The following is an 18,667-nucleotide window of genomic DNA, read 5'->3' on the forward strand; positions in this document are numbered from 1 at the left end:
AAGAAGGGTGGCAGTATTATTATCTGCCACGATAGGGAGTGCGGTGCTTGTGCTGTCGGGGTGTTCCGGCAAGTCGGACCAGACAGAGAAAACCCTGCGGGTCGGAGTGATAACCTACACGCAGGATGATCCTTTTATCAATGGACTGACGGATGAACTGAAGGAGCAGCTGAAAGCCATGGAAAACAAAGAACGAAGGATTATCGTATCGACAAAAAGCGGAAACGACGATCAGCAGGAACAGAACGAAAAGGTGGAAGAGATGATTGATGCCGGCTGTGATGTGCTCTGTATCAATCTTGTGGACCGGACAGCTCCGTCCCGGATCATCCGAATGGCAAGGAATGAAGACATTCCTGTGATCTTCTTTAACAGGGAACCGGTAAGAGAAGACCTGGTGCAGTGGGAAAAGCTGTATTATGTGGGCTGTGATGCAGAACAATCCGGGATCATGCAGGGTGAGATCGCAGCAGAATACATCAACAGCCATTCGGAAGTCGATAAAAACAAGGACGGAAAGATCCAATATGTGCTTCTGGAAGGAGAAGCGGGCCATCAGGATGCCATCAGCAGAACGGAATATTCCGTAAAGACACTGATGAAAAATGATGTTATACTGGAAAAGCTAAGTTATCAGTTAGCGGACTGGAACCGGGGACAGGCGGAGAACCGCATGAACCGTCTGATCAGCCAGTACGGAAAAAAGATCGAACTTGTCATGTCCAACAACGATGAGATGGCACTGGGGGCGGTGGAGGCCTATCGGAAAGCAGGCTATGCCCGTGAAGACTGGCCGGTGATCTTCGGAATTGATGGCCTGGAAGAGGCTCTGGAAGCCGTAAAGGCAGGAGAGATGCAGGGCAGCATCCTAAATGACAGAGTGGATCAGGCAAAGGAAATGGCGAAAATGGCAGTGGAGCTGTTCGAGGGAGAGGACTTTGAACAGGAAAGCCTGAAAGAAGGCCGGTACTATTTTTCGGAATATCAGAAGGTAGACGGCAGCAACATCGATGAGTACCTGAACGCAGAAGAGACGATTTCCCATTCCGGAATGTAAGCAGGAAGACTGCGTTTGCAGGCAGAAAGAGTAAGTGAAGACGTGTCTTTATTTTAAACCAATCAAGCAAGCAGCGAAACGGATTGCGAATATCCGCTTGACAGAATGAGGAAAAACATATGGAACATACATGGACCAAAGATTTTTATCAGGAGACAGATCCGGCAAAACGGCAACAGATCTTAAAAGAACATATCGGAGAGGAGGAAGCCTGGGAAGAAGAATACCGGGATCGGCTCTGGACGGCCCGATACGGACAACGCAGGCTCCAGAAGGATGAATTTGTCAAATGCCTGATGGAACTGAAGTATCTGGCGGAAGGAACCTCTCTGGATCTGGGAGGCGACAGAAAAAAGACGGGAGCCCGGATTCTCTCTACGTTGTGCCTGGCGGAAGCCATGCAGTCAGAGGAGGGATACCAGAAAATTCTTGCAGATGAACTGTACAATGTATTCCTGAAATTTATTCAGGTAAGCAGAGGAGGCAGAGGATTTACCTCTCTGGTATTCGGCATGGGACAATTGTCCGAAGAAGGAATCGCGAAAAAAATCGCCGAACAGATCAGTGTGATCGTGTTCAAGGCGCCTCGCCTGCTTCACATGGAAAAAGAATTCACCCTGCTCCGGGAAGCCGCCCTCCGGGCATATCGGCAGGAGTATCCGAACAGGGAGCATTTCCTGAATAAATATTGAGGTTATTGCAGTAATGTCTGAACAGTGGCAGGCGGAAAGAGAAAGGAGAATAAAGTGGAATACAGAAAATTTGACAATGTCATAGTAGCAAGGATTGACAAAGACGAGGAAATATTGGAGCAGCTGAAGGCAATTGCCATAAAGGAGAATATAAAGCTTGCCAGTATCCAGGCTCTTGGAGCGATCAATGATTTCACAGTCGGAGTATACAAGACAGACGAAAAGAAATATTATTCAAACAGCTTCCAGGGATATTATGAAATTACATCACTGACAGGTACAATCAATACAATGGATGGAGAGTATTATGCACATCTTCATATGAGTGCCGGAAATCAGAAGGGTGAGGTGTTTGGAGGGCATCTGAACAGAGCGGTTGTCAGTGCAACCTGTGAGCTGGTCATCACGGTAATTGACGGAAGAGTGGGCAGAGTTCATGATGAAGAAACCGGACTTAATATTTTTAAGTTTAACTGAATCAAGCAAGTAGCTCTAAGCGGATTGCGAATATCCGCTTGACTTAAAAGCCTGAGAGGAAATAGTGAGAAGCAACATCGGGATGCAGCGTAAGCGAAATCGAGATGTGATCTGAAGAGGTAATACAATTTACGAAAAAGTGGATTTTCTACATAATATCTGAACTGGAGGTGTATGGGCTATGATAAAAGAACATTATTCGATCCTGTTTTGCAGCTTAACGGGTAATACAAAGAAGCTGGCTGATGCAATCTATGAAACATTGCCAAAGGACAAATGCGATTATTTTGGCACAAACGATTCGCAGGTACCGCAATCCGACGTATGCTATATCGGATTTTGGACGGACAAAGGGAATGCGGACCAAAAGACATTAGAATTGCTGTCGAAATTAAAAAATAAAAAGATTTTTCTGTTTGGAACAGCTGGATTTGGTGGAAGTGATGCCTATTTTGAAAAGATTCTCGGACAAGTCAAACAGTCGATCGATGCAAGCAATACGGTCATCGGTGAGTATATGTGCCAGGGAAAGATGCCGCAGTCTGTGCGTGAACGGTATGTGAAAATGAAAGAAAACCCGGAACATCCGGCCAATCTTGATCTGCTGATTCAAAATTTTGACCGTGCTTTGTCACACCCGGACAGCGAAGATTTGGAAAGACTGAAAAAGTCATTATGAGATAGAAAAGTAATCAGATAAGAGCAAAATTCGCGAAATGATTGCAATGGATCGTCAAATGGAATAGAATGGAGAGAAAAAAGAAAGGTGTGGAAAAGGCAGGGCTGGCAAAGCATATCCGGCAGATGAGGTCATGCAGAAGTAAAAACAATGAAAACTACAACAAAACAAACTCATTTATACAGTAACACGGATCTTCGCAAACTTTTAATTCCGATCATCATTGAACAGTTACTTTCTTCCCTGATGGGAACTGTCGACACGATGATGGTCAGCAATGTCGGTTCTGCCGCAATTTCGGCAGTCTCGCTGGTGGATTCCATTAATATCTTAGTCATTCAGGCGCTTTCTGCGCTGGCGGCAGGAGGAGCGATTCTCTGTTCGCAGTATCTTGGAAGCGAAAAACGGGATGGAGCAATCCGTTCGGCACAGCAGGTGCTTTTTGTTATGACAGTTTTGTCCGTCGCATTATCCGCGGGCTGCCTGATTTTCCGTGTTCCGCTGCTGCGCGTGATTTTCGGGGCAGTGGAAGCGGATGTTATGAAAAATTCACAGGTGTATTTCCTGTTTACGCTGCTGTCATTCCCGTTTATCGGTCTTTACGATGCGGGCGCATCCATTCTGCGGGCGCAGAACAACAGCCGCAGTCCGATGGTGATTTCGGTGATTTCCAACTTTATGAACATCGGCGGAAATGCCATTCTTATTTTCGGCTTCCACATGGGTGTCGAAGGAGCCGCGATTTCGACTTTAATTTCGCGTATTTTCTGTGCGGTTGTTGTACTGTGGAAGCTTCGGGATGAAAGCAAACCGATTTTTGTGAAGCAGTATCTTTCCATTCGGCCGGACTTTGGTTTGATCAAAAAAATACTGTTTATCGGTATCCCATCGGGAATCGAGAACAGTATGTTCCAGTTTGGAAAGCTGGCGATTCAGTCCACTGTGTCCACACTTGGCACGGTTGCCATTGCCGCGCAGGCGATGACAAACATACTTGAGAACCTGAACGGTGTCGCTGCGATCGGTGTCGGCATCGGACTGATGACGGTAGTCGGTCAGTGTCTCGGCGCGGGCCGGAAGGATGAAGCAATCTACTATATTAAAAAACTGTGCTGGCTGTCAGAAGTGGTTATCGTTGCAAGCTGTCTGCTGGTATTTGTGCTGACAAAACCGATTACGATGATCGGTGGTATGGAAGCAGAGAGTGCAAAGCTCTGCATGCAGATGATGATCTTTATCACAATTGCAAAGCCGCTCTGCTGGGTCATGGCGTTTGTCCCGGGATACGGTATGCGGGCTGCCGGAGATGTAAAATTCTCCATGATCACATCCTGCTGTACGATGTGGCTGTGCCGTGTGAGTCTCTGTATTTACCTGTGCCGCGTATGGGGATTCGGCCCGATCGCCGTCTGGATCGGCATGGCGGCAGACTGGAGCCTGCGTTCCATTCTCTTTACCATCCGGTTTAAGTCAGGAAAATGGCTGAATCATCATTTGATAGAAGAAAAGAAACAGGAGAGCTAAACATCTTCTTCCGGTAAAAAAGAAAGCGCATATGCAAGAGAGTCGTTGAGATGAGATTTTTGACCGCGGCTGGAAGCCGTACCGGATCAATCACCTGAGCTGGTGGAAAGAGGAGCTTGCATCCGAAGAAGAGATGGAAGAGGGACGGAACAATCTTGCAGCACACGACAATCGGGTGGATTTTATTGTAACCCACTGCTGTGCATCGTCCGTGCAGGATGCCATCGGCGAAGGCCTATTCCAGAAGGATCGTGAGGCGGAATATCTCGAAGAAATTTTACAGACCGTACAATTTCAGAAATGGTTTTTCGGCCATTATCATGACAATCGGAATGTAGATGAAAAGAAAATCCTTTTGTATGAACAGATCATTCGGGTTGTGTAGAAACAGGAAGAAAAAACTGGATTTTTCCAGTACCGGATGATAAGATAAAACTGTGTTTCGGGATGGCTTAAACATATGGAGGTGCAGGATGGAACCAATTTATTTGTCAATCCAGCAGAAAGAAACTGGCAGCCGCATCAAATCCCTTCTTCGTGAAAGCGGATACACCGTGAGAGACATTCAGAATGCCATGGGTTTTGAAAATCCACAGGCGGTCTATAAATGGATTTCCGGCAAGTGCCTGCCAAGTCTGGACAACTTTCTCATTTTAAGCAGATTATTAAACACAAGCATCGAAGATATCCTCGTCATTGACGGGGATATTCCTCGTTTCCGAAGCAAATACAGAGAAATTCGAGAAAGATTAAACCGCTGGTATAATGACAAAATCGTTATTTTGTGATACAGTGAAGAAAAAGCAGAAAAAGAACCGGTTAAAAAGGTTTTGGAAAGGGAAAACAGATGTCAGCAGGAATACGTTTTGGCTACCGCAATTTAGAACATACCCCAGAAGCAACGTTTGTCGTCAAACAGCGTGGCTTTGTTTTGATATGTTCAATTGAGAAAAGCGACAGAACGGATTCTGTGGAATATGATACGGGAGGATCAAATTAGACGACCGCATCAGACAACTGGATACGAACGAAGAGGAGCCGCTTATCTTATGTTGAACACATGGGATAGGTGGCTTTTTCTATTAAATTTTTATATCAGAACAAATTGAGAAGGGAGAAATCCGGAATGGATCAGATCAAAATCAAAGGAAAAGTAAATACAGCCATCTGCTATGCCAGGGTCGTAGAGGAGGAAGCCATCGAGCAGATCCGCCGCATGTGCGATTATCCGATGACGGAAGGCTCGCGGATCCGCATTATGCCGGATGTGCATGCGGGAAAAGGATGTACGATCGGAACAACGATGACCATCCGCGACAAGGCAGTGCCGAACGTCGTCGGCGTGGACATCGGGTGCGGCATGTACACCGTAAATCTTGGAAGAGCCGAACTTGATTTTGCAAAAATCGACGAGGCGGCACATGTTATCCCGTCCGGCATGAACGTCTGGGAGGGGAGACAGGAACGTTTTGATCTGATGACACTTGCCTGCAGCCGGGAATTAAAAGACACAAAACGCCTGGAGCGGTCGCTTGGAACCTTAGGCGGCGGCAACCATTTTATCGAGATCGATGAAGCCGCCGACGGCACAAAATATCTCGTCATCCATTCCGGCTCGCGGAATCTCGGAAAACAGGTGGCAGAGTATTACCAGAATCTGGCAGTGCGGCTGGACCGCGGTTATGACGAGTACCTGGAAAAACGCGAGGAGCTCATACGCACCTACAAAGAGCAGGGCCGCAGAAAGGAAATCCAGGAGGCGTTAAAACAGCTGCAGTGGAAACCGGACGAAGCGCAGATGCCGGAGGATCTCTGCTATCTGACCGGAAAATATCTGGAAGCCTATCTGCACGACGTGGAGATCTGCCAGCAGTTTGCACGCCGGAACCGGGAAAAAATGGCGGAAATCCTGCTGGAACGAACCGGCCTTACCGGCACCGATGCGTTCCACACGATTCATAACTATATCGACACAAACGAGATGATACTCCGAAAAGGCGCAATCGCAGCGCACAAAGGAGAACGAGTGCTGATTCCGATCAATATGCGTGACGGCAGTATTCTCGCCGTCGGAAAAGGAAATCCGGAGTGGAATGATTCTGCCCCGCACGGAGCCGGACGGCTGATGTCGCGCAAAAAAGCGAAGGAAACCCTGGCACTGGAGGAATACCGGAAGAGCATGGAGGGAATCTATACGACTTCCGTCAACGAACATACCTTGGACGAGGCGCCGATGGCGTACAAATCGCTGGATGATATTCTCGATATAGTCCGTGCATCGGTCGATGTCGTGGAGGTGCTGCGTCCCGTTTACAATTTCAAAGCATCAGAATAGAGGCGGAGGAAACCAGTAAAATTCCTCCGCAAGAAGGAGGAAGAAAAAAATGATGGCAATTCCGTCAATTGATATGGAAGCAACAGGAAGAAACATTACAAGACTGCGGCAGCAGGCAGGCCTTACCGTCCGCGACCTGCAGAAAATTTTCGGTTTCACCACCCCGCAGGCAATCTACAAGTGGCAGCACGGCACCGCCATGCCGGCAATCGACAACCTGATCGTACTGGCAGCGGTACTGCATGTGTCGATCGATGAGATCGTGATTGTGGAGACAAGAGAGCTTGTGCTTGCGAGTGCATAAACCTGAGAACATATTTTACGCAACTTTAACACAATCTTCCCTCAATTTCATGTAGAATAAAAAGCACAGATTCCGTAGCTTTTCTACAAACCGCAGCAGCCGGCTTATGGTAGCAGAAGCACTCGGTGAGGCAAAAACAGCAGGCTGGATCGGGTTGGCTCCGTTGACTTTATATGTGCAAACTGATAAGATACTCATAAGTATATTCTTAGGGGTATCTTATTTTTGTGTTTCGAAAAGAAAAGGGGAAATTAAATAATGACAAAAAAGAAAATCATTGGCCTTTGCATCGGCGCTGTCGTTCTTGCCGTGGCTGCGGCCGGTGTGAAGGAAGGCAGCTGGCTGATGAAGCATCGCCGGATGCAGAATGAGTTTACGCATGAGATGAATGCATTCACGACCAAAACAAACGCTGAGCTGATCCAGCCGACGATTGTTGCGGAGGATGATATCTACGGCTGGTTTTTCCATGAGGAAGATGACGGGCTGTACATGAATCTCTATTACCGGATCAAAAACGAGTCCAATCAGCACGAAATTGCATCCAGTGAATTTCCTGTGAAGATCAAAAAGGAGCTTCTTGCGGATGATAAAGTGTGGAGCAGAACGACGCGGACCGCGAAAAATCAGGTTCACGCGGAATACCTGGAAGGAGAAGATGACATGACGGTTTCGTTTGACGTCTATTACCAGTGTGAGGGTTCCTGCGGGGAATATTTTGCGGATATTACCGTGACGGACAGTGAGAGCGGAAAGCTCTACTACAGCAGTGAAGCAGAAAATGAAGCGGCAGAATAGGAGGAGCGATGGCCGAAAAACAAAGCAAAAATAAATGGCACACACCGGCGGAGCGGATTATGATGCTGGGATTTGCGGCGGTAATCCTGCTGGGAACGATTCTTCTGTGCCTGCCGGTTTCTGCGGCGGACGGAAAAAGCGTTTACTGGCTCGACGCCCTGTTTACCGCAACGACATCTGTCTGCGTGACGGGCCTTGTCACCGTTCCGACGGCGACGACATGGAGTACCTTTGGAAAAATTGTGATCCTCGGGTTGATTCAGTTCGGAGGTCTTGGCATCATGGCGTGCCTGACGATGGTGTTTCTGATCCTGCGCCGGAAAATCAGTCTGCAGAGCCGGAAATTAATTCAGGATACCTATAATCTGCCGGTTTTAAAGGGCAGTGTGGGCATCGTGCGCCGGCTTCTGATTGGAACAGCAACCGTAGAGATTGCGGGGGCGGTTCTGTATAGCTTCTGGTTTGTGCCGGAGTATGGCTTCTGGAAGGGAATCGGCTACAGTATTTTTCACGCCGTTTCCGCTTTCTGTAATGCGGGAATCGATCTCGTTGGCGAAGCCTCTTTTGCTCCATTTGTAACGAACCCGCTGATAAACTTTACGACGATGGGACTGATTCTTTTGAGCGGTCTTGGTTTTCCCGTCTGGTGGGAAGTTATGGAGCGGGTGCAGGAGCTTGTGAAGGGAAAACGGCCCCGTAAAAATTTTGTGCGAGGATTCACGCTTCATACGAAACTGGTTTTAACGACAACCATGATTCTGGTGTTCGGTGGAGCACTGCTGATTCTTGCACTGGACTGGAATCACGCGCCATCACTTGGCAGCCTGAAACCGGCGCAGAAGGTCATGGCGGCTTTTTTTCAGTCCGTGACGACAAGAACGGCAGGCTTTGAGACGATCCCGCAGGCTGATTTCTCGGACAGCTCTGCAATGGTAAGTATGGTTCTCATGTTCATCGGTGGCTCCCCGATGGGAACGGCAGGTGGTGTTAAGACGACAACGGTTGCCATTCTGGTTGTGCTGGTTGCCTCCTATATTCGCGGAGACTCAGATACGGTGGCCTGGGGGCGGAAAGTGATGGAAGAAAATATCCGTACCGCTGTCGTCATTTTCTTTTTTGTACTGACGACAGTCTTTACTGCCACCGTGCTGCTGATTTCCGTAACCGGAAGCCCGCTGCTGGATTGTACGTATGAAATTATTTCTGCGGTTGCAACGGTGGGCCTCACCCGTTCCCTGACGCCGACGCTTCCTTTTATGGGAAAGGTGATTGTTATTCTGGTTATGTTTATGGGAAGAATCGGGCCGGTGACGCTGGCTGTCGCACTGCGCCGCAGAACAGGAAGAAAAGATGTCGATATTCAGAGACCGGAGCAGCGGATTCTGATTGGATAGTTGGGAAAATAAAAAACAGGACAGATTTCAGAAAACGAGGAAAAGAAATGAGTAAACAGTATGCAGTCATTGGACTTGGAAAGTTTGGTTTTTCTGTAGCAACGACACTTGCGCAGGCAGGAAAAGAAGTGCTTGCCGTTGATAAAGACGCTGAGCCGGTACAGGAAATTGCCGATCTTGTTACCTATGCGGCGCGTGCAGACATCACGGACAGTCGTGTGTTCGCATCTCTTGGCATCAGCAATATGGATGTGGTGATCGTTGGCATTTCCGAAAATATGGAGTCGAGCATCCTCGCCACCCTGCAGGCAAAAGAGGCGGGCGTGCCGCTCGTCATCGCAAAGTGCATGAGCCAGATGCATGCCAATATTTTGAAAAAAGTCGGCGCGGACCGCGTCGTGATGGCGGAGAGTGAGACGGGCATCCGCCTCGGAAAAAGCCTGATTTCCGGCGGCTTCCAGGACTTCTTCATGCTGTCGGATTCGTTCTCCATGGTAGAGCTTCCCGTGCCGGAAGCGTGGACGGGGCATAACCTCGAGGAGCTGGATCTGCGGAAGAAATACAGTATCAACGTAATCGCCGTCAAGGACGGGGAAGACATCCGTGTCACGGTCAATCCGAAGACGCTGCTCCGCGCAGAGGAAGTGCTGATTCTGATCGGCGAAAACAAAGAACTTGCCAAATTGATGAAAAACAGGAAATGAGGGGACCATTCATGATTACAAGCAGCAGCAATGCACAGGTAAAAAACATTATTGCGCTGAACAAAAAAGCAAAAGAACGCCGGGAGCAGGACGTTTTCGTGGCGGAGGGCTGGAAAATGTTCCAGGAAGCGCCGCGGGAATGGCTGAAAAAAGTATATGTGTCTGAGAGCGGCAGCAAAATGCATGAAATGCCGTCCGACGGGACAGAATACGAAGTAGTGGACGACCGCGTGTTCCAGTCCATGTGCGACACGAAGACGCCGCAGGGTGTTTTAAGTGTGATCCGCATGCCGCATTACACCGAAGAGGAGGTGATGGACAACGGAAAGACACCGCTTCTGATGGTACTTGAGGATCTGCAGGACCCTGGAAATGTCGGAACAATCATCCGCACCGCAGAGGGCGCAGGAGTCACCGGCATCATCATGAGCCGCGGTACCGCGGATATCTTCAATCCGAAAACGATCCGCTCGACGATGGGCTCGATCTACCGTATGCCGTTTCTGATCGTCGACGATGCGGTCGGATTTGTAAAAGGCTTAAAAGCGCGGAAGATCTGTACGTACGCGGCACATCTGCACGGCGTGCATTCCTACCGCGAGGAGGATTACACAAAAGGAACGGCATTCCTGATCGGAAATGAGGGAAACGGCCTGACTGATGCAATGGCAGAGGCCGCCGAGTGCCTGATCCGTATTCCGATGGAAGGAAAAGTGGAATCGTTAAACGCAGCGATTGCATCCGCCGTTCTCATGTATGAGGCACACGGCCAGCGCGCATAAAAGAAAGAGCGTTACCGGTTTTCTTACATTTCTCTTAACCTGCCGGAAACCTACTCGACAGAACCGGTATTTTGAGCTAAAATAGAAAGAGCAGAGTCCGGGCTGAATTTCTGTCAGTCCGGTAAAACTGTAATATTTGCCAGAAAAGCAAAAGCTGTTTTGGGAGGAAGGAAAAATGAGTGAGAAAAAAAACATCAGTAAAAAGGAGCTCCGAAGAAGAAAGCGGAAGCGTGCGCTGATGATCAAAACAGGAATTCTATGTGTTCTGCTTGTCATCTTCGGCATTGGAATCTGGGCTTTGGCCGGAGGAACAGAAAAAATCCAGCAGAAAGCACAGGAAAAAGAGGATCAGAAAACAGCAGAGGTGGACGGTTCCGTATCGTCGGACAGCACGGGAAGTGCTGAAGCGCCGACAACGAAAGCACAGATTATGGCGGAAGCCGATGCACTTGCGCAGACATACGATTACGATGGAGCCATTGAAAAGCTCCAGAGCGTAGAGGGCGCAGCGACCGACGCGGATATCATCACAAAAGTAGCAGAGTACACCAGCACGAGAGATGCCTGTGTGCGCGTCAACGTCAACGAAGTAACCCACATTTTCTATCATTCTCTTGTAGTCGATCCGCAGAAAGCTTTCTATCAGGACAACGCACAGACCGCAGGCTTCTGCCAGTGGATGACCACCGTGGATGAGTTCAACGCGATCACCCAGCAGATGTACGACAGAGGATATGTCATGGTTTCGATCAACGATCTCGTGAAAAAGACCGTAGATGATGACGGAACCGTTCATTACGAGGAAGGGGACATTTACCTGCCGGAGGGCAAGAAAGCATTCGTTCTTTCTCTGGATGACCTTTCCTATTACCACTCTTACGACGGACGCGGCATTGCCAGCAAGATGGTAGTCGGCGACGACGGAAAACCGACCTGCGAATACATTCAGGATGACGGAACTGTTGTGACCGGTGCTTACGACTGCATCCCGCTGATGGATCAGTTTATCGAAGCGCATCCGGATGCCGTATACCATAATGCGCGCGGAACCGTAGCACTGACCGGCTACGACGGAATCCTCGGATACCGCACCGACGGTGATTACAAGACAAGAGAAGATCTGACGGATGATCAGGTAGCATGGCTTGATGCACACCCGGATTTCGACTGGGATAAAGAGTGCGAGGAGGCGAAAAAAGTAGCCGATGCGATCAAAGCAGACGGCTGGACATTCGCAAGCCATACCTGGGGCCATATCCGTGTCGGCGACAAACCGATCGAGACGATCCAGGCGGATACCGAGAAATGGCTGACGTATGTTGCACCGCTCATCGGCGGAAGCGATATCATCATCTTTGCACATGGACAGGATCTTTCCGACTGGCACGATTACACGATGGACAATGAGAAGTTTGCTTACTTAAAGAGTCAGGGCTTCAACATCTACTGCAACGTAGATTCCTCCCAGTATTTCGTTCAGGTAAGAGACAATTACCTGCGTATGGGACGAAGAAACCTGGATGGATACCGTCTGTACCAGAACCTCTACGGAGGCGGCGAGGATAGAACAAGCGATCTGTTTGATTCTGCCTCTGTTATTGATCCGCAGCGGCCGACAGATCCATCTCTTTACAATTTAGGTTAAAGAATTTTGAAAATGAAAAAGATCTCACAGAACTTTTTATTATTTATAGAAGAAAGTCTGTGGGATCTTTTTTTCAGCAGGGCGAACCGTTTACAGATATTTTTCTACGAGCGGAAATGGCAGAGGCCCGAGACGGAGCAGTTTTTCATGGAAACCGATCAATGAGAATGAGTCACCTTCCTGTTTCTGCACTTCCGAGAGGAGCTGCGAAAACGAGAGCGATCCGACACAGTATTTCAGATAGTTCGCCGGTGTCTCGAGAATATACTGATATAAAGAGGCAGCGGCCGACGCATCCGTGATGCCGAACTGCGCCAGAAAGGCTGACGCATCCGAGAGGAGCCATCCCTGGCTGTGGATTCCGAGATCCAGCAGCGAGCAGAGGATAAGATGCACCGAGCGGTTCAGATACCAGAGACGGCAGAGCGCCTGCGTGTTTGCATCGAGATTACGTGCGGCGTAGCGGCAGGCATATGATTCAACGTAGGTTGCCCATCCTTCCACATAACCCGACGGCGCGTAGAGATGGCGGATCAGAAGCGGGTCGGAGCGCGAGAACGAGACGGTCTGGTACAGATGGCCGGGAAAGCCCTCGTGGGCAAGTGTGGAATACAGCTCGATGCCGGTCATTTCATCCGCGGGATTCAGGTAAATGGAGTTGGGTGAATTGACATCGGCGGGCGGTGTGAGATAAAAGGCGGGGCTTAAAAAATCCTTGAGGGAGTCATCCACGGTCTTTACTTCGTATGCGATACCCGAAAGAACGGGAAAATCTTCAGAAACGGCATTCTGCAGATCGGCAAGCATTTCCTCCGGCGTGGAGAACGGCAGCACGAGCGCCTGCTCGGAGAGGGAGAGCGACGGATTCTGATCGAGAATGATCTGCATTTCGGCACACTGGTCCGCAAGCTGCTGTGTTAAAAGGCGGGTCAGCTCCTCTGGTGAAGCGTCAACACCGACGCGGCTGCGGAGAAGATACGCATAGTAGGAAAGTCCGCCTTCCTGCCGGGAAAGACCGCCGGCGTTCTGTGTTCCTTTGCCGCGGAGTGAAGAAAGAGCATCGGAAAGAGAGCGGTAGGCGGGAAAAACACAGGAGATAAGGAGTTTTTCATGCGTCTGCAGACAGAGATTCCTTTCCGCCTCAGAAAACAGTGAAGACGCCTGCAGTTTATTCTGAAAAACGGTGTGGAGCAGATGGCTTTCCGGTGTATCCGCGTCGGCGAGAAAAGCACTGCACTGGCGGATAATGCCATCGACCGCAAGGTCATTCTGAAACACGCCCTGCCGGGATTTTTCCTGCTCGAGTGCGATGAGATCGGAGAAATAGCGCGGGAGATCCTGCAGAAGATGGAGGTAGTCGGCGATATCCTGCTGTGTGCGGAACGGGTACTCCGCGAGCAGAATGGGAAGCTGTGCCTGAATCCCGAGCGACGGACCGAGCGGTTCCGCAAGAAGGCTGGTGCTGCCCGGCATTTTCTCGCAGTTCAGCTCGTAGAGCAGAAGATCGAGCGTGATCTGATTTTCCGCGGAGAGGCGGTTTCGATGAAAGGATGTGAGCGTTGTTTCCACACTCTGCAGCAGGGCATCATACGAGGTGCGGTCAGGGATGGAAACCGTGCCGAACGAGGCGGTGCCGGGGGCAATTCCGCGGGAAGCCGGATCAGCGAGGGTATAGTGGAGCGTGATGGCAGAAGAGGTTACCTCGGAGTGGAACCGTTCCTCCACATACGCGGAAAACCGGCGGTTCTCACCAGGGGAAAAGAACGGGGAAAAATACCAGAACAGCAGGGCGAAAAGAAGTCCGCCGCACAGAAGCAGAGGGAACAGGATGCGGCGGTGCAGAGAAGCTGGTTTCATAGAATAGGCTCCGGTGCGGACAGTTATCATAAAGTATGTAAAAAATGCTGATTTTATGCGCTTTTTCCGTGGCCTTTCATTTGACTTTCCAAAACGGCTTTGCTATAATCAGTAACGAATGAAATAAGGGACTTTTCAGTGCGGAACGGATTTGAAAAAGAATCCGCGAAGATAAAAGGGAATCAGGTGGAAATCCTGAGCGATCCGGTCACTGTAAGCAGGAGTGTTAGCTGCAGAAATGCCATTGTGCGAAACGCATGAGAAGGCGCGGCTGCCGTGAAGATCTGCGAGTCAGGAAACCTGCTGGAAAGGTTAGTGAATCGCTTCCGATAAAAGCATATATATTCATGGAAAGATGTACGAAGTAAAATCGGACATCTGCTTTTTTGTCGCCATGCGTCCGAAAAAGAGCTCCGGTGGAGAAACTCTTTTGCAGAAAAAGCAGATGTCTGTTTGTCTTTTCGCAGAAAAAATGTGTCCTCAAAAACAAGATTACTTGCAGGGAGACATCATTGACGGGGACAGGCACCGCCCAGCTGCCTGAAAAAGTCAGACGGAATCCGGAGCAGATGCGCGAAGGAGATCCGAAGAAAAGGAGAAGTTATGAAAGGAAATTCAAGCAAATTTCTGGCACTGCTGCTGTCGGCGTCCATGATCATGAGCCCGACTGCCAGCGTATTAGCAGATATGCAGGAAAAAGCAGCACAGACAGAAAGCAGCGCAGCCGCAGAGGAAGCGCCGCAGAGCGAAGAAACAGCAGAGACGGCAGAACCGGAAACAACACCGGCAGAAACCGAGAGCAGTGAAAGCACTGCAGAGACTCCGGCAGAAGAGCCGACGGAAACACCGGCCGCGCCTGCAGAGGATCAGACACCGGCAGGATCTGACGAGACCGAGACATCATCCGCAGATGAGGATGCTTCGGAAGATACTGCAGAGGACACTGCAAAAGACGGTGAAGAGACTGCCGATACCACAGAAAAAGAGCCGGAAGCAGCAGATGAGACTTCCCAAGATGCTGGAAAAGAAACACCGGCAAAAGAAGAAACCAAAGATGCTGTAAAAGAGAATACCAGTCCGGCGGCAGAACAGCCGAAAACGGAAGTAAAAGAAACAACCCAAAATGAGACATCCAATACAGCCGAGAAGAAAGAAACAAAAGCAGCGGAAGCAGCAAAACCGGCAGATGGTGAGTATGAGACTTCTGCAGAAGCAACCGGAAGCATGTTCAGTGTGATTTCTTCCAGACTCATCGTAAAAGATGGAAAACTGAAAGCATCCATTCTGCTGAGTGGAACCGGCTATGATTACCTGTATACGGGAACAGCAGCAGAAGCTGCCGCAGCAGATGAAAAGAGCTGGATTGCTCCGACAGGAAGCGAAACCTATACGGATACGAAGACCGGTGCAGAAAAGACCGGATATCGTTTTGAAATTCCGGTGGAAGAGCTTGACAAACAGATGGATGTTGCCGTTCGCTCAGCCAAGAAAAAAACATGGGCTGATAAAACCGTTACGATCCACAGCACCGATGCAATCCCGACGGTAACACCGGAACCAACCGAGACTCCAAGCGAAAATCCAGGTGAGGATTCCTCGAATAAGCCAGCCAGTGTAGAAGCACCGGTTACCAAAGAGGACGGCAGCGTATTCAAAATGTTCGTCATCTCCGAGGCAACAATGATCAACAAGGGCGATAAACTCGTTCTTACACTGAAAACAAACAACGTATCATTTGATAAACTGTATCTTGGAAAGAACGATGACCTTGCAAAAACACCGGCTATCCAGGGAATGCAGGAAGCAAACGGCGGTTATTCCTTTACATTTGAAGTAGATGCGGACAAAGCCGGCACAACCGTTCCGATCGTTCTTGGAAAGAAAGACGGAACCTGGTACACCAAAAAGCAGCTTTATCTTGCAGTTCCGGGAAGTAAAACACCGGAAGTAACTCCGATACCGGAGCCGACCGAGACTCCGGTCCCGACTGCAACCCCGACTCCGAGTGAGACTCCGGTTCCAACCGCAACTCCAACTCCGGAACCGGCGAAAGTAGAAAACGGTATCTACAGCGGAACCGCGGAGACCGGCGCAGCTATGTTCAAAGTAGTCGGCGTAGAGCTGACCGTAAAAGACGGCGACATGAAAGCACGCATCACGTTAAGTGGTGTTGCCTACGATTATCTGTACATGGGAACACCGGAAGAGGCAGCTGCCGCAGACAAGAGTGCATGGATTGCAGGCGTCGGCACCGTTGATTACACAACAGCAGACGGCGAGACGAAAACAGGAATGCAGTATGATATTCCGGTAGCAGCACTCGATCAGGCACTTGTTGTTTCTTCCCATTCTGCAAAACGGGATAAATGGTATGCAAGAACCATTACTATTGCATCTTCCAGTCTGAAAAAGACCGCAGATCTTCCGGCAGATGAGACCAATAAAGTAGCAGATGGTATTTACAGTGCAGAGGCAACAACTAATGCAGCAATGTTCAAGGTAGTCGGCGTAAAACTGACCGCGAAAAACGGAAAAATGACAGCAGTTATCACCTTAAGCGGAAGCGGCTATGATTATCTGTATATGGGAACCGGAAAAGATGCGGCAGCAGAGAGCGGCGCATGGATCGCTTCCACCGGAAAAGTGGACTACACCTTAGACGGTGAAACCAAAACCGGAATGCAGTTTGAAATCCCGGTAGAAGCACTGGATCAGGAACTTGCTGTAGCAGCTCATGCAGTAAAGAGCGGCAAATGGTACGACAGAGCCATCACGATTGCATCTTCCAGCCTGAAAAAGACCGGAGACCTTCCGTCGGATGACAACAAGGGCGATACTCCGAAACCAACCCTCGTTCCGACCAATACCCCAACCGTATCTCCATCTGAGACACCGGTTGTAAAACCGACCAGCACCCCGACTCCGGCACCGACCCAGAAACCGGCCGATACCAAACCGGAGCAGGAATCCAAATATGAGTCTGACTTAAGCGGCGGCACATCCAAAGTAGACAGTGCAACCACACTGGCAGACGGCGTTTACACACCAGACGGATTCTCCTTCTCCGGCGGATCCGGAAAGGTAACCATCTCCTGCAGCAAGATTACTGTAACGAACGGACAGGCTTATGCAACGATCGCATTCAGCAGTCCGTACTACGGATATGTAAAAGCAAACGGAAATAAATACATGGCAAATGTCAGCGGCGGAAGCAGCATCTTCACCATTCCGGTTGAGCTGAACAAGAACAATACCATCATCGGTATGACCACCAGAATGTCCGTTGCCCATGAGATTTCCTACAACATCTTCATCTCCCTGGCAGCAGCAAAGAAGGGCGGCAGCACTTCTTCCAGCACAGGATTTGTAAAAGCAGACGGAACAACCTCCACGATCAGCACCGATAACTCCAAGCTGGATACCACCGCTCCAGAGATCATGGGACTGGAATACAAAGCAGAGACAAAACTTGCTTACGCAGAGTACTTCAAGATGTATCATTACGACGAAGGCATCACCCTGCTGGAGATCGATATGACAAAAGATACCGAGCGTGATCCGGAGAAACAGACCGAGGACGACAAGAAAGCAGAAGATACCGATACCGCAGCAGCAGAGGATACCGCAGCAGCAACCGACGAGGAAGAAGCGGCAGCAGCATCCGATTCCAAAAAGACCGGCACTGAGAAAGCGAAAGATCTGACCGAAAAGACAAAAGAGCTGTACGAAGGCAATGTTGTCAAATATCTGATCGTTCCGAAAGATGTTGAGATTCCGGCAGGACTGGACAAAGATATGATCGTGATCCAGCTTCCGGTTGAGAAAGCATACGTAGCATCTGAGGATGCCCTGAAACTTCTCGACGAGCAGTTAGACGCAGCAGAGAGCATCAAAGCAGTCGGCATGGAGCAGAAAGACTGCCAGATCGAAAACATTGCAAAAGCAATGGAAGACAAAAAAATCTCCTTCGACGGAGCATTCGATGATCTGGACTACAAAGCTCTGGTAAAAGACGAAATCGACTTTGCAATTCTTCCATCTGAGTTCCTTCCGGGAAATGCAAAAGATGAGGAAGATGCTGATGCAGCCGACGAGACCGCAGATACCAAAGCTGAGGATCAGAAGGACGATAAAGACGATAAGACAACGGATGAGAAAGCAGACGAAGACAAGACTCCGGAAGAACTTCTGAAAGAGGAAAATGAGCGTCTGTCCGACACCGCAGAGCGTCTGGCAACCCTGACCATTCCGATGCTGGTTGACCGTTCCGCAGACGAGAAGACCGATCTTGCGAAAGCAGAGTGGCTGAAAGTCTACGGCGTGATCTTCGGATGCGAGGATCAGGCAAACGAGCTGTTCCAGCAGATGGTAAAGGCAGAAGAGAATAAATAAGTACAATAATTTGCAGCAAAAAATGAG

The 18,667-nt window shown here is 49.4% G+C and carries 16 protein-coding genes and 1 riboswitch; of the genes, 15 read left to right on the forward strand and 1 reads right to left on the reverse strand.

Going from position 1 to position 18,667, the window contains the following annotated elements:
- Positions 1 to 7: 7 nt before the first annotated feature.
- The 14 genes from DW915_RS08120 to DW915_RS08185 all read left to right on the forward strand — a co-directional run bounded on the left by DW915_RS08120 (position 8) and on the right by DW915_RS08185 (position 12,391).
- A complete protein-coding gene (locus tag DW915_RS08120) occupies positions 8 to 1,057 on the forward strand; it encodes a galactose ABC transporter substrate-binding protein (protein ID WP_330422676.1) in 1,050 nt (349 codons plus the stop codon).
- A 119-nt stretch (positions 1,058 to 1,176) separates the two neighbouring features.
- Positions 1,177 to 1,749 (forward strand): DUF6553 family protein, encoded by a 573-nt coding sequence (locus DW915_RS08125; RefSeq protein WP_118741915.1) that lies wholly within the window; start codon positions 1,177 to 1,179, stop codon positions 1,747 to 1,749.
- A 54-nt stretch (positions 1,750 to 1,803) separates the two neighbouring features.
- Positions 1,804 to 2,226 carry a PPC domain-containing DNA-binding protein gene (locus DW915_RS08130; protein WP_118741916.1) on the forward strand — a complete coding sequence of 141 codons (423 nt, stop codon included), beginning with the start codon at positions 1,804 to 1,806 and terminating at the stop codon, positions 2,224 to 2,226.
- 181 nt (positions 2,227 to 2,407) lie between these two features.
- The gene (bilS, locus tag DW915_RS08135) at positions 2,408 to 2,905 is read left to right on the forward strand and encodes a flavodoxin family protein BilS (RefSeq protein WP_055220197.1); all 498 of its coding nucleotides are present in this window, start codon (positions 2,408 to 2,410) and stop codon (positions 2,903 to 2,905) included.
- Positions 2,906 to 3,055: 150 nt separating this feature from the next.
- Positions 3,056 to 4,429, forward strand: a complete 1,374-nt coding sequence (locus DW915_RS08140) for an MATE family efflux transporter (RefSeq protein ID WP_055220198.1) — start codon at positions 3,056 to 3,058, stop codon at positions 4,427 to 4,429.
- Between the two features lie 133 nt (positions 4,430 to 4,562).
- Positions 4,563 to 4,814 carry a hypothetical protein gene (locus tag DW915_RS08145; protein WP_118741917.1) on the forward strand — a complete coding sequence of 84 codons (252 nt, stop codon included), beginning with the start codon at positions 4,563 to 4,565 and terminating at the stop codon, positions 4,812 to 4,814.
- Between the two features lie 88 nt (positions 4,815 to 4,902).
- On the forward strand, positions 4,903 to 5,217 hold the full coding sequence (locus DW915_RS08150; RefSeq protein ID WP_022461712.1) for a helix-turn-helix domain-containing protein: 315 nt from the start codon (positions 4,903 to 4,905) through the stop codon (positions 5,215 to 5,217).
- Positions 5,218 to 5,555: 338 nt separating this feature from the next.
- Entirely contained in the window at positions 5,556 to 6,764 is a 1,209-nt protein-coding gene (locus DW915_RS08155; protein ID WP_118720221.1) for an RtcB family protein, read from the forward strand.
- 49 nt (positions 6,765 to 6,813) lie between these two features.
- Positions 6,814 to 7,068, forward strand: coding sequence for a helix-turn-helix domain-containing protein (locus DW915_RS08160; RefSeq protein WP_118741918.1), 255 nt, complete (start codon positions 6,814 to 6,816; stop codon positions 7,066 to 7,068).
- A gap of 258 nt (positions 7,069 to 7,326) precedes the next feature.
- Entirely contained in the window at positions 7,327 to 7,866 is a 540-nt protein-coding gene (locus DW915_RS08165) for a hypothetical protein (protein WP_022461708.1), read from the forward strand.
- An 8-nt stretch (positions 7,867 to 7,874) separates the two neighbouring features.
- Positions 7,875 to 9,260 (forward strand): TrkH family potassium uptake protein, encoded by a 1,386-nt coding sequence (locus DW915_RS08170; RefSeq protein ID WP_055228548.1) that lies wholly within the window; start codon positions 7,875 to 7,877, stop codon positions 9,258 to 9,260.
- 47 nt (positions 9,261 to 9,307) lie between these two features.
- Positions 9,308 to 9,964, forward strand: coding sequence for a potassium channel family protein (locus DW915_RS08175; RefSeq protein WP_022461706.1), 657 nt, complete (start codon positions 9,308 to 9,310; stop codon positions 9,962 to 9,964).
- 11 nt (positions 9,965 to 9,975) lie between these two features.
- Positions 9,976 to 10,746, forward strand: coding sequence for a TrmH family RNA methyltransferase (locus DW915_RS08180; RefSeq protein WP_055228546.1), 771 nt, complete (start codon positions 9,976 to 9,978; stop codon positions 10,744 to 10,746).
- A gap of 175 nt (positions 10,747 to 10,921) precedes the next feature.
- Positions 10,922 to 12,391 carry a hypothetical protein gene (locus DW915_RS08185; RefSeq protein WP_022461704.1) on the forward strand — a complete coding sequence of 490 codons (1,470 nt, stop codon included), beginning with the start codon at positions 10,922 to 10,924 and terminating at the stop codon, positions 12,389 to 12,391.
- Between the two features lie 90 nt (positions 12,392 to 12,481).
- Here DW915_RS08185 and DW915_RS08190 read toward each other — a convergent pair whose 3' ends face one another.
- Entirely contained in the window at positions 12,482 to 14,248 is a 1,767-nt protein-coding gene (locus DW915_RS08190; protein WP_158581044.1) for a DUF885 domain-containing protein, read from the reverse strand.
- A 119-nt stretch (positions 14,249 to 14,367) separates the two neighbouring features.
- Positions 14,368 to 14,570: riboswitch (cobalamin riboswitch) on the forward strand.
- Positions 14,571 to 14,851: 281 nt separating this feature from the next.
- Here DW915_RS08190 and DW915_RS08200 point away from each other — a divergent pair.
- Positions 14,852 to 18,640 (forward strand): hypothetical protein, encoded by a 3,789-nt coding sequence (locus tag DW915_RS08200; protein ID WP_118741920.1) that lies wholly within the window; start codon positions 14,852 to 14,854, stop codon positions 18,638 to 18,640.
- Positions 18,641 to 18,667: the final 27 nt, after the last annotated feature.

The sequence above is a fragment of the Blautia sp. AM42-2 genome, assembly GCF_003480245.1.
Classification (GTDB): domain Bacteria; phylum Bacillota; class Clostridia; order Lachnospirales; family Lachnospiraceae; genus Fusicatenibacter; species Fusicatenibacter saccharivorans.

Coding starts and splice junctions, on each gene's coding strand:
- DW915_RS08165 (WP_022461708.1), top strand. CDS start 7,327: ATGACAAAAAAGAAAATCATTGGCCTTTGCATCGGCGCTGTCGTTCTT.
- DW915_RS08200 (WP_118741920.1), top strand. CDS start 14,852: ATGAAAGGAAATTCAAGCAAATTTCTGGCACTGCTGCTGTCGGCGTCC.
- DW915_RS08145 (WP_118741917.1), top strand. CDS start 4,563: ATGGAAGAGGGACGGAACAATCTTGCAGCACACGACAATCGGGTGGAT.
- DW915_RS08155 (WP_118720221.1), top strand. CDS start 5,556: ATGGATCAGATCAAAATCAAAGGAAAAGTAAATACAGCCATCTGCTAT.
- DW915_RS08140 (WP_055220198.1), top strand. CDS start 3,056: ATGAAAACTACAACAAAACAAACTCATTTATACAGTAACACGGATCTT.
- DW915_RS08185 (WP_022461704.1), top strand. CDS start 10,922: ATGAGTGAGAAAAAAAACATCAGTAAAAAGGAGCTCCGAAGAAGAAAG.
- DW915_RS08180 (WP_055228546.1), top strand. CDS start 9,976: ATGATTACAAGCAGCAGCAATGCACAGGTAAAAAACATTATTGCGCTG.
- bilS (WP_055220197.1), top strand. CDS start 2,408: ATGATAAAAGAACATTATTCGATCCTGTTTTGCAGCTTAACGGGTAAT.
- DW915_RS08175 (WP_022461706.1), top strand. CDS start 9,308: ATGAGTAAACAGTATGCAGTCATTGGACTTGGAAAGTTTGGTTTTTCT.
- DW915_RS08160 (WP_118741918.1), top strand. CDS start 6,814: ATGATGGCAATTCCGTCAATTGATATGGAAGCAACAGGAAGAAACATT.
- DW915_RS08125 (WP_118741915.1), top strand. CDS start 1,177: ATGGAACATACATGGACCAAAGATTTTTATCAGGAGACAGATCCGGCA.
- DW915_RS08170 (WP_055228548.1), top strand. CDS start 7,875: ATGGCCGAAAAACAAAGCAAAAATAAATGGCACACACCGGCGGAGCGG.
- DW915_RS08150 (WP_022461712.1), top strand. CDS start 4,903: ATGGAACCAATTTATTTGTCAATCCAGCAGAAAGAAACTGGCAGCCGC.
- DW915_RS08190 (WP_158581044.1), bottom strand. CDS start 14,248: ATGAAACCAGCTTCTCTGCACCGCCGCATCCTGTTCCCTCTGCTTCTG.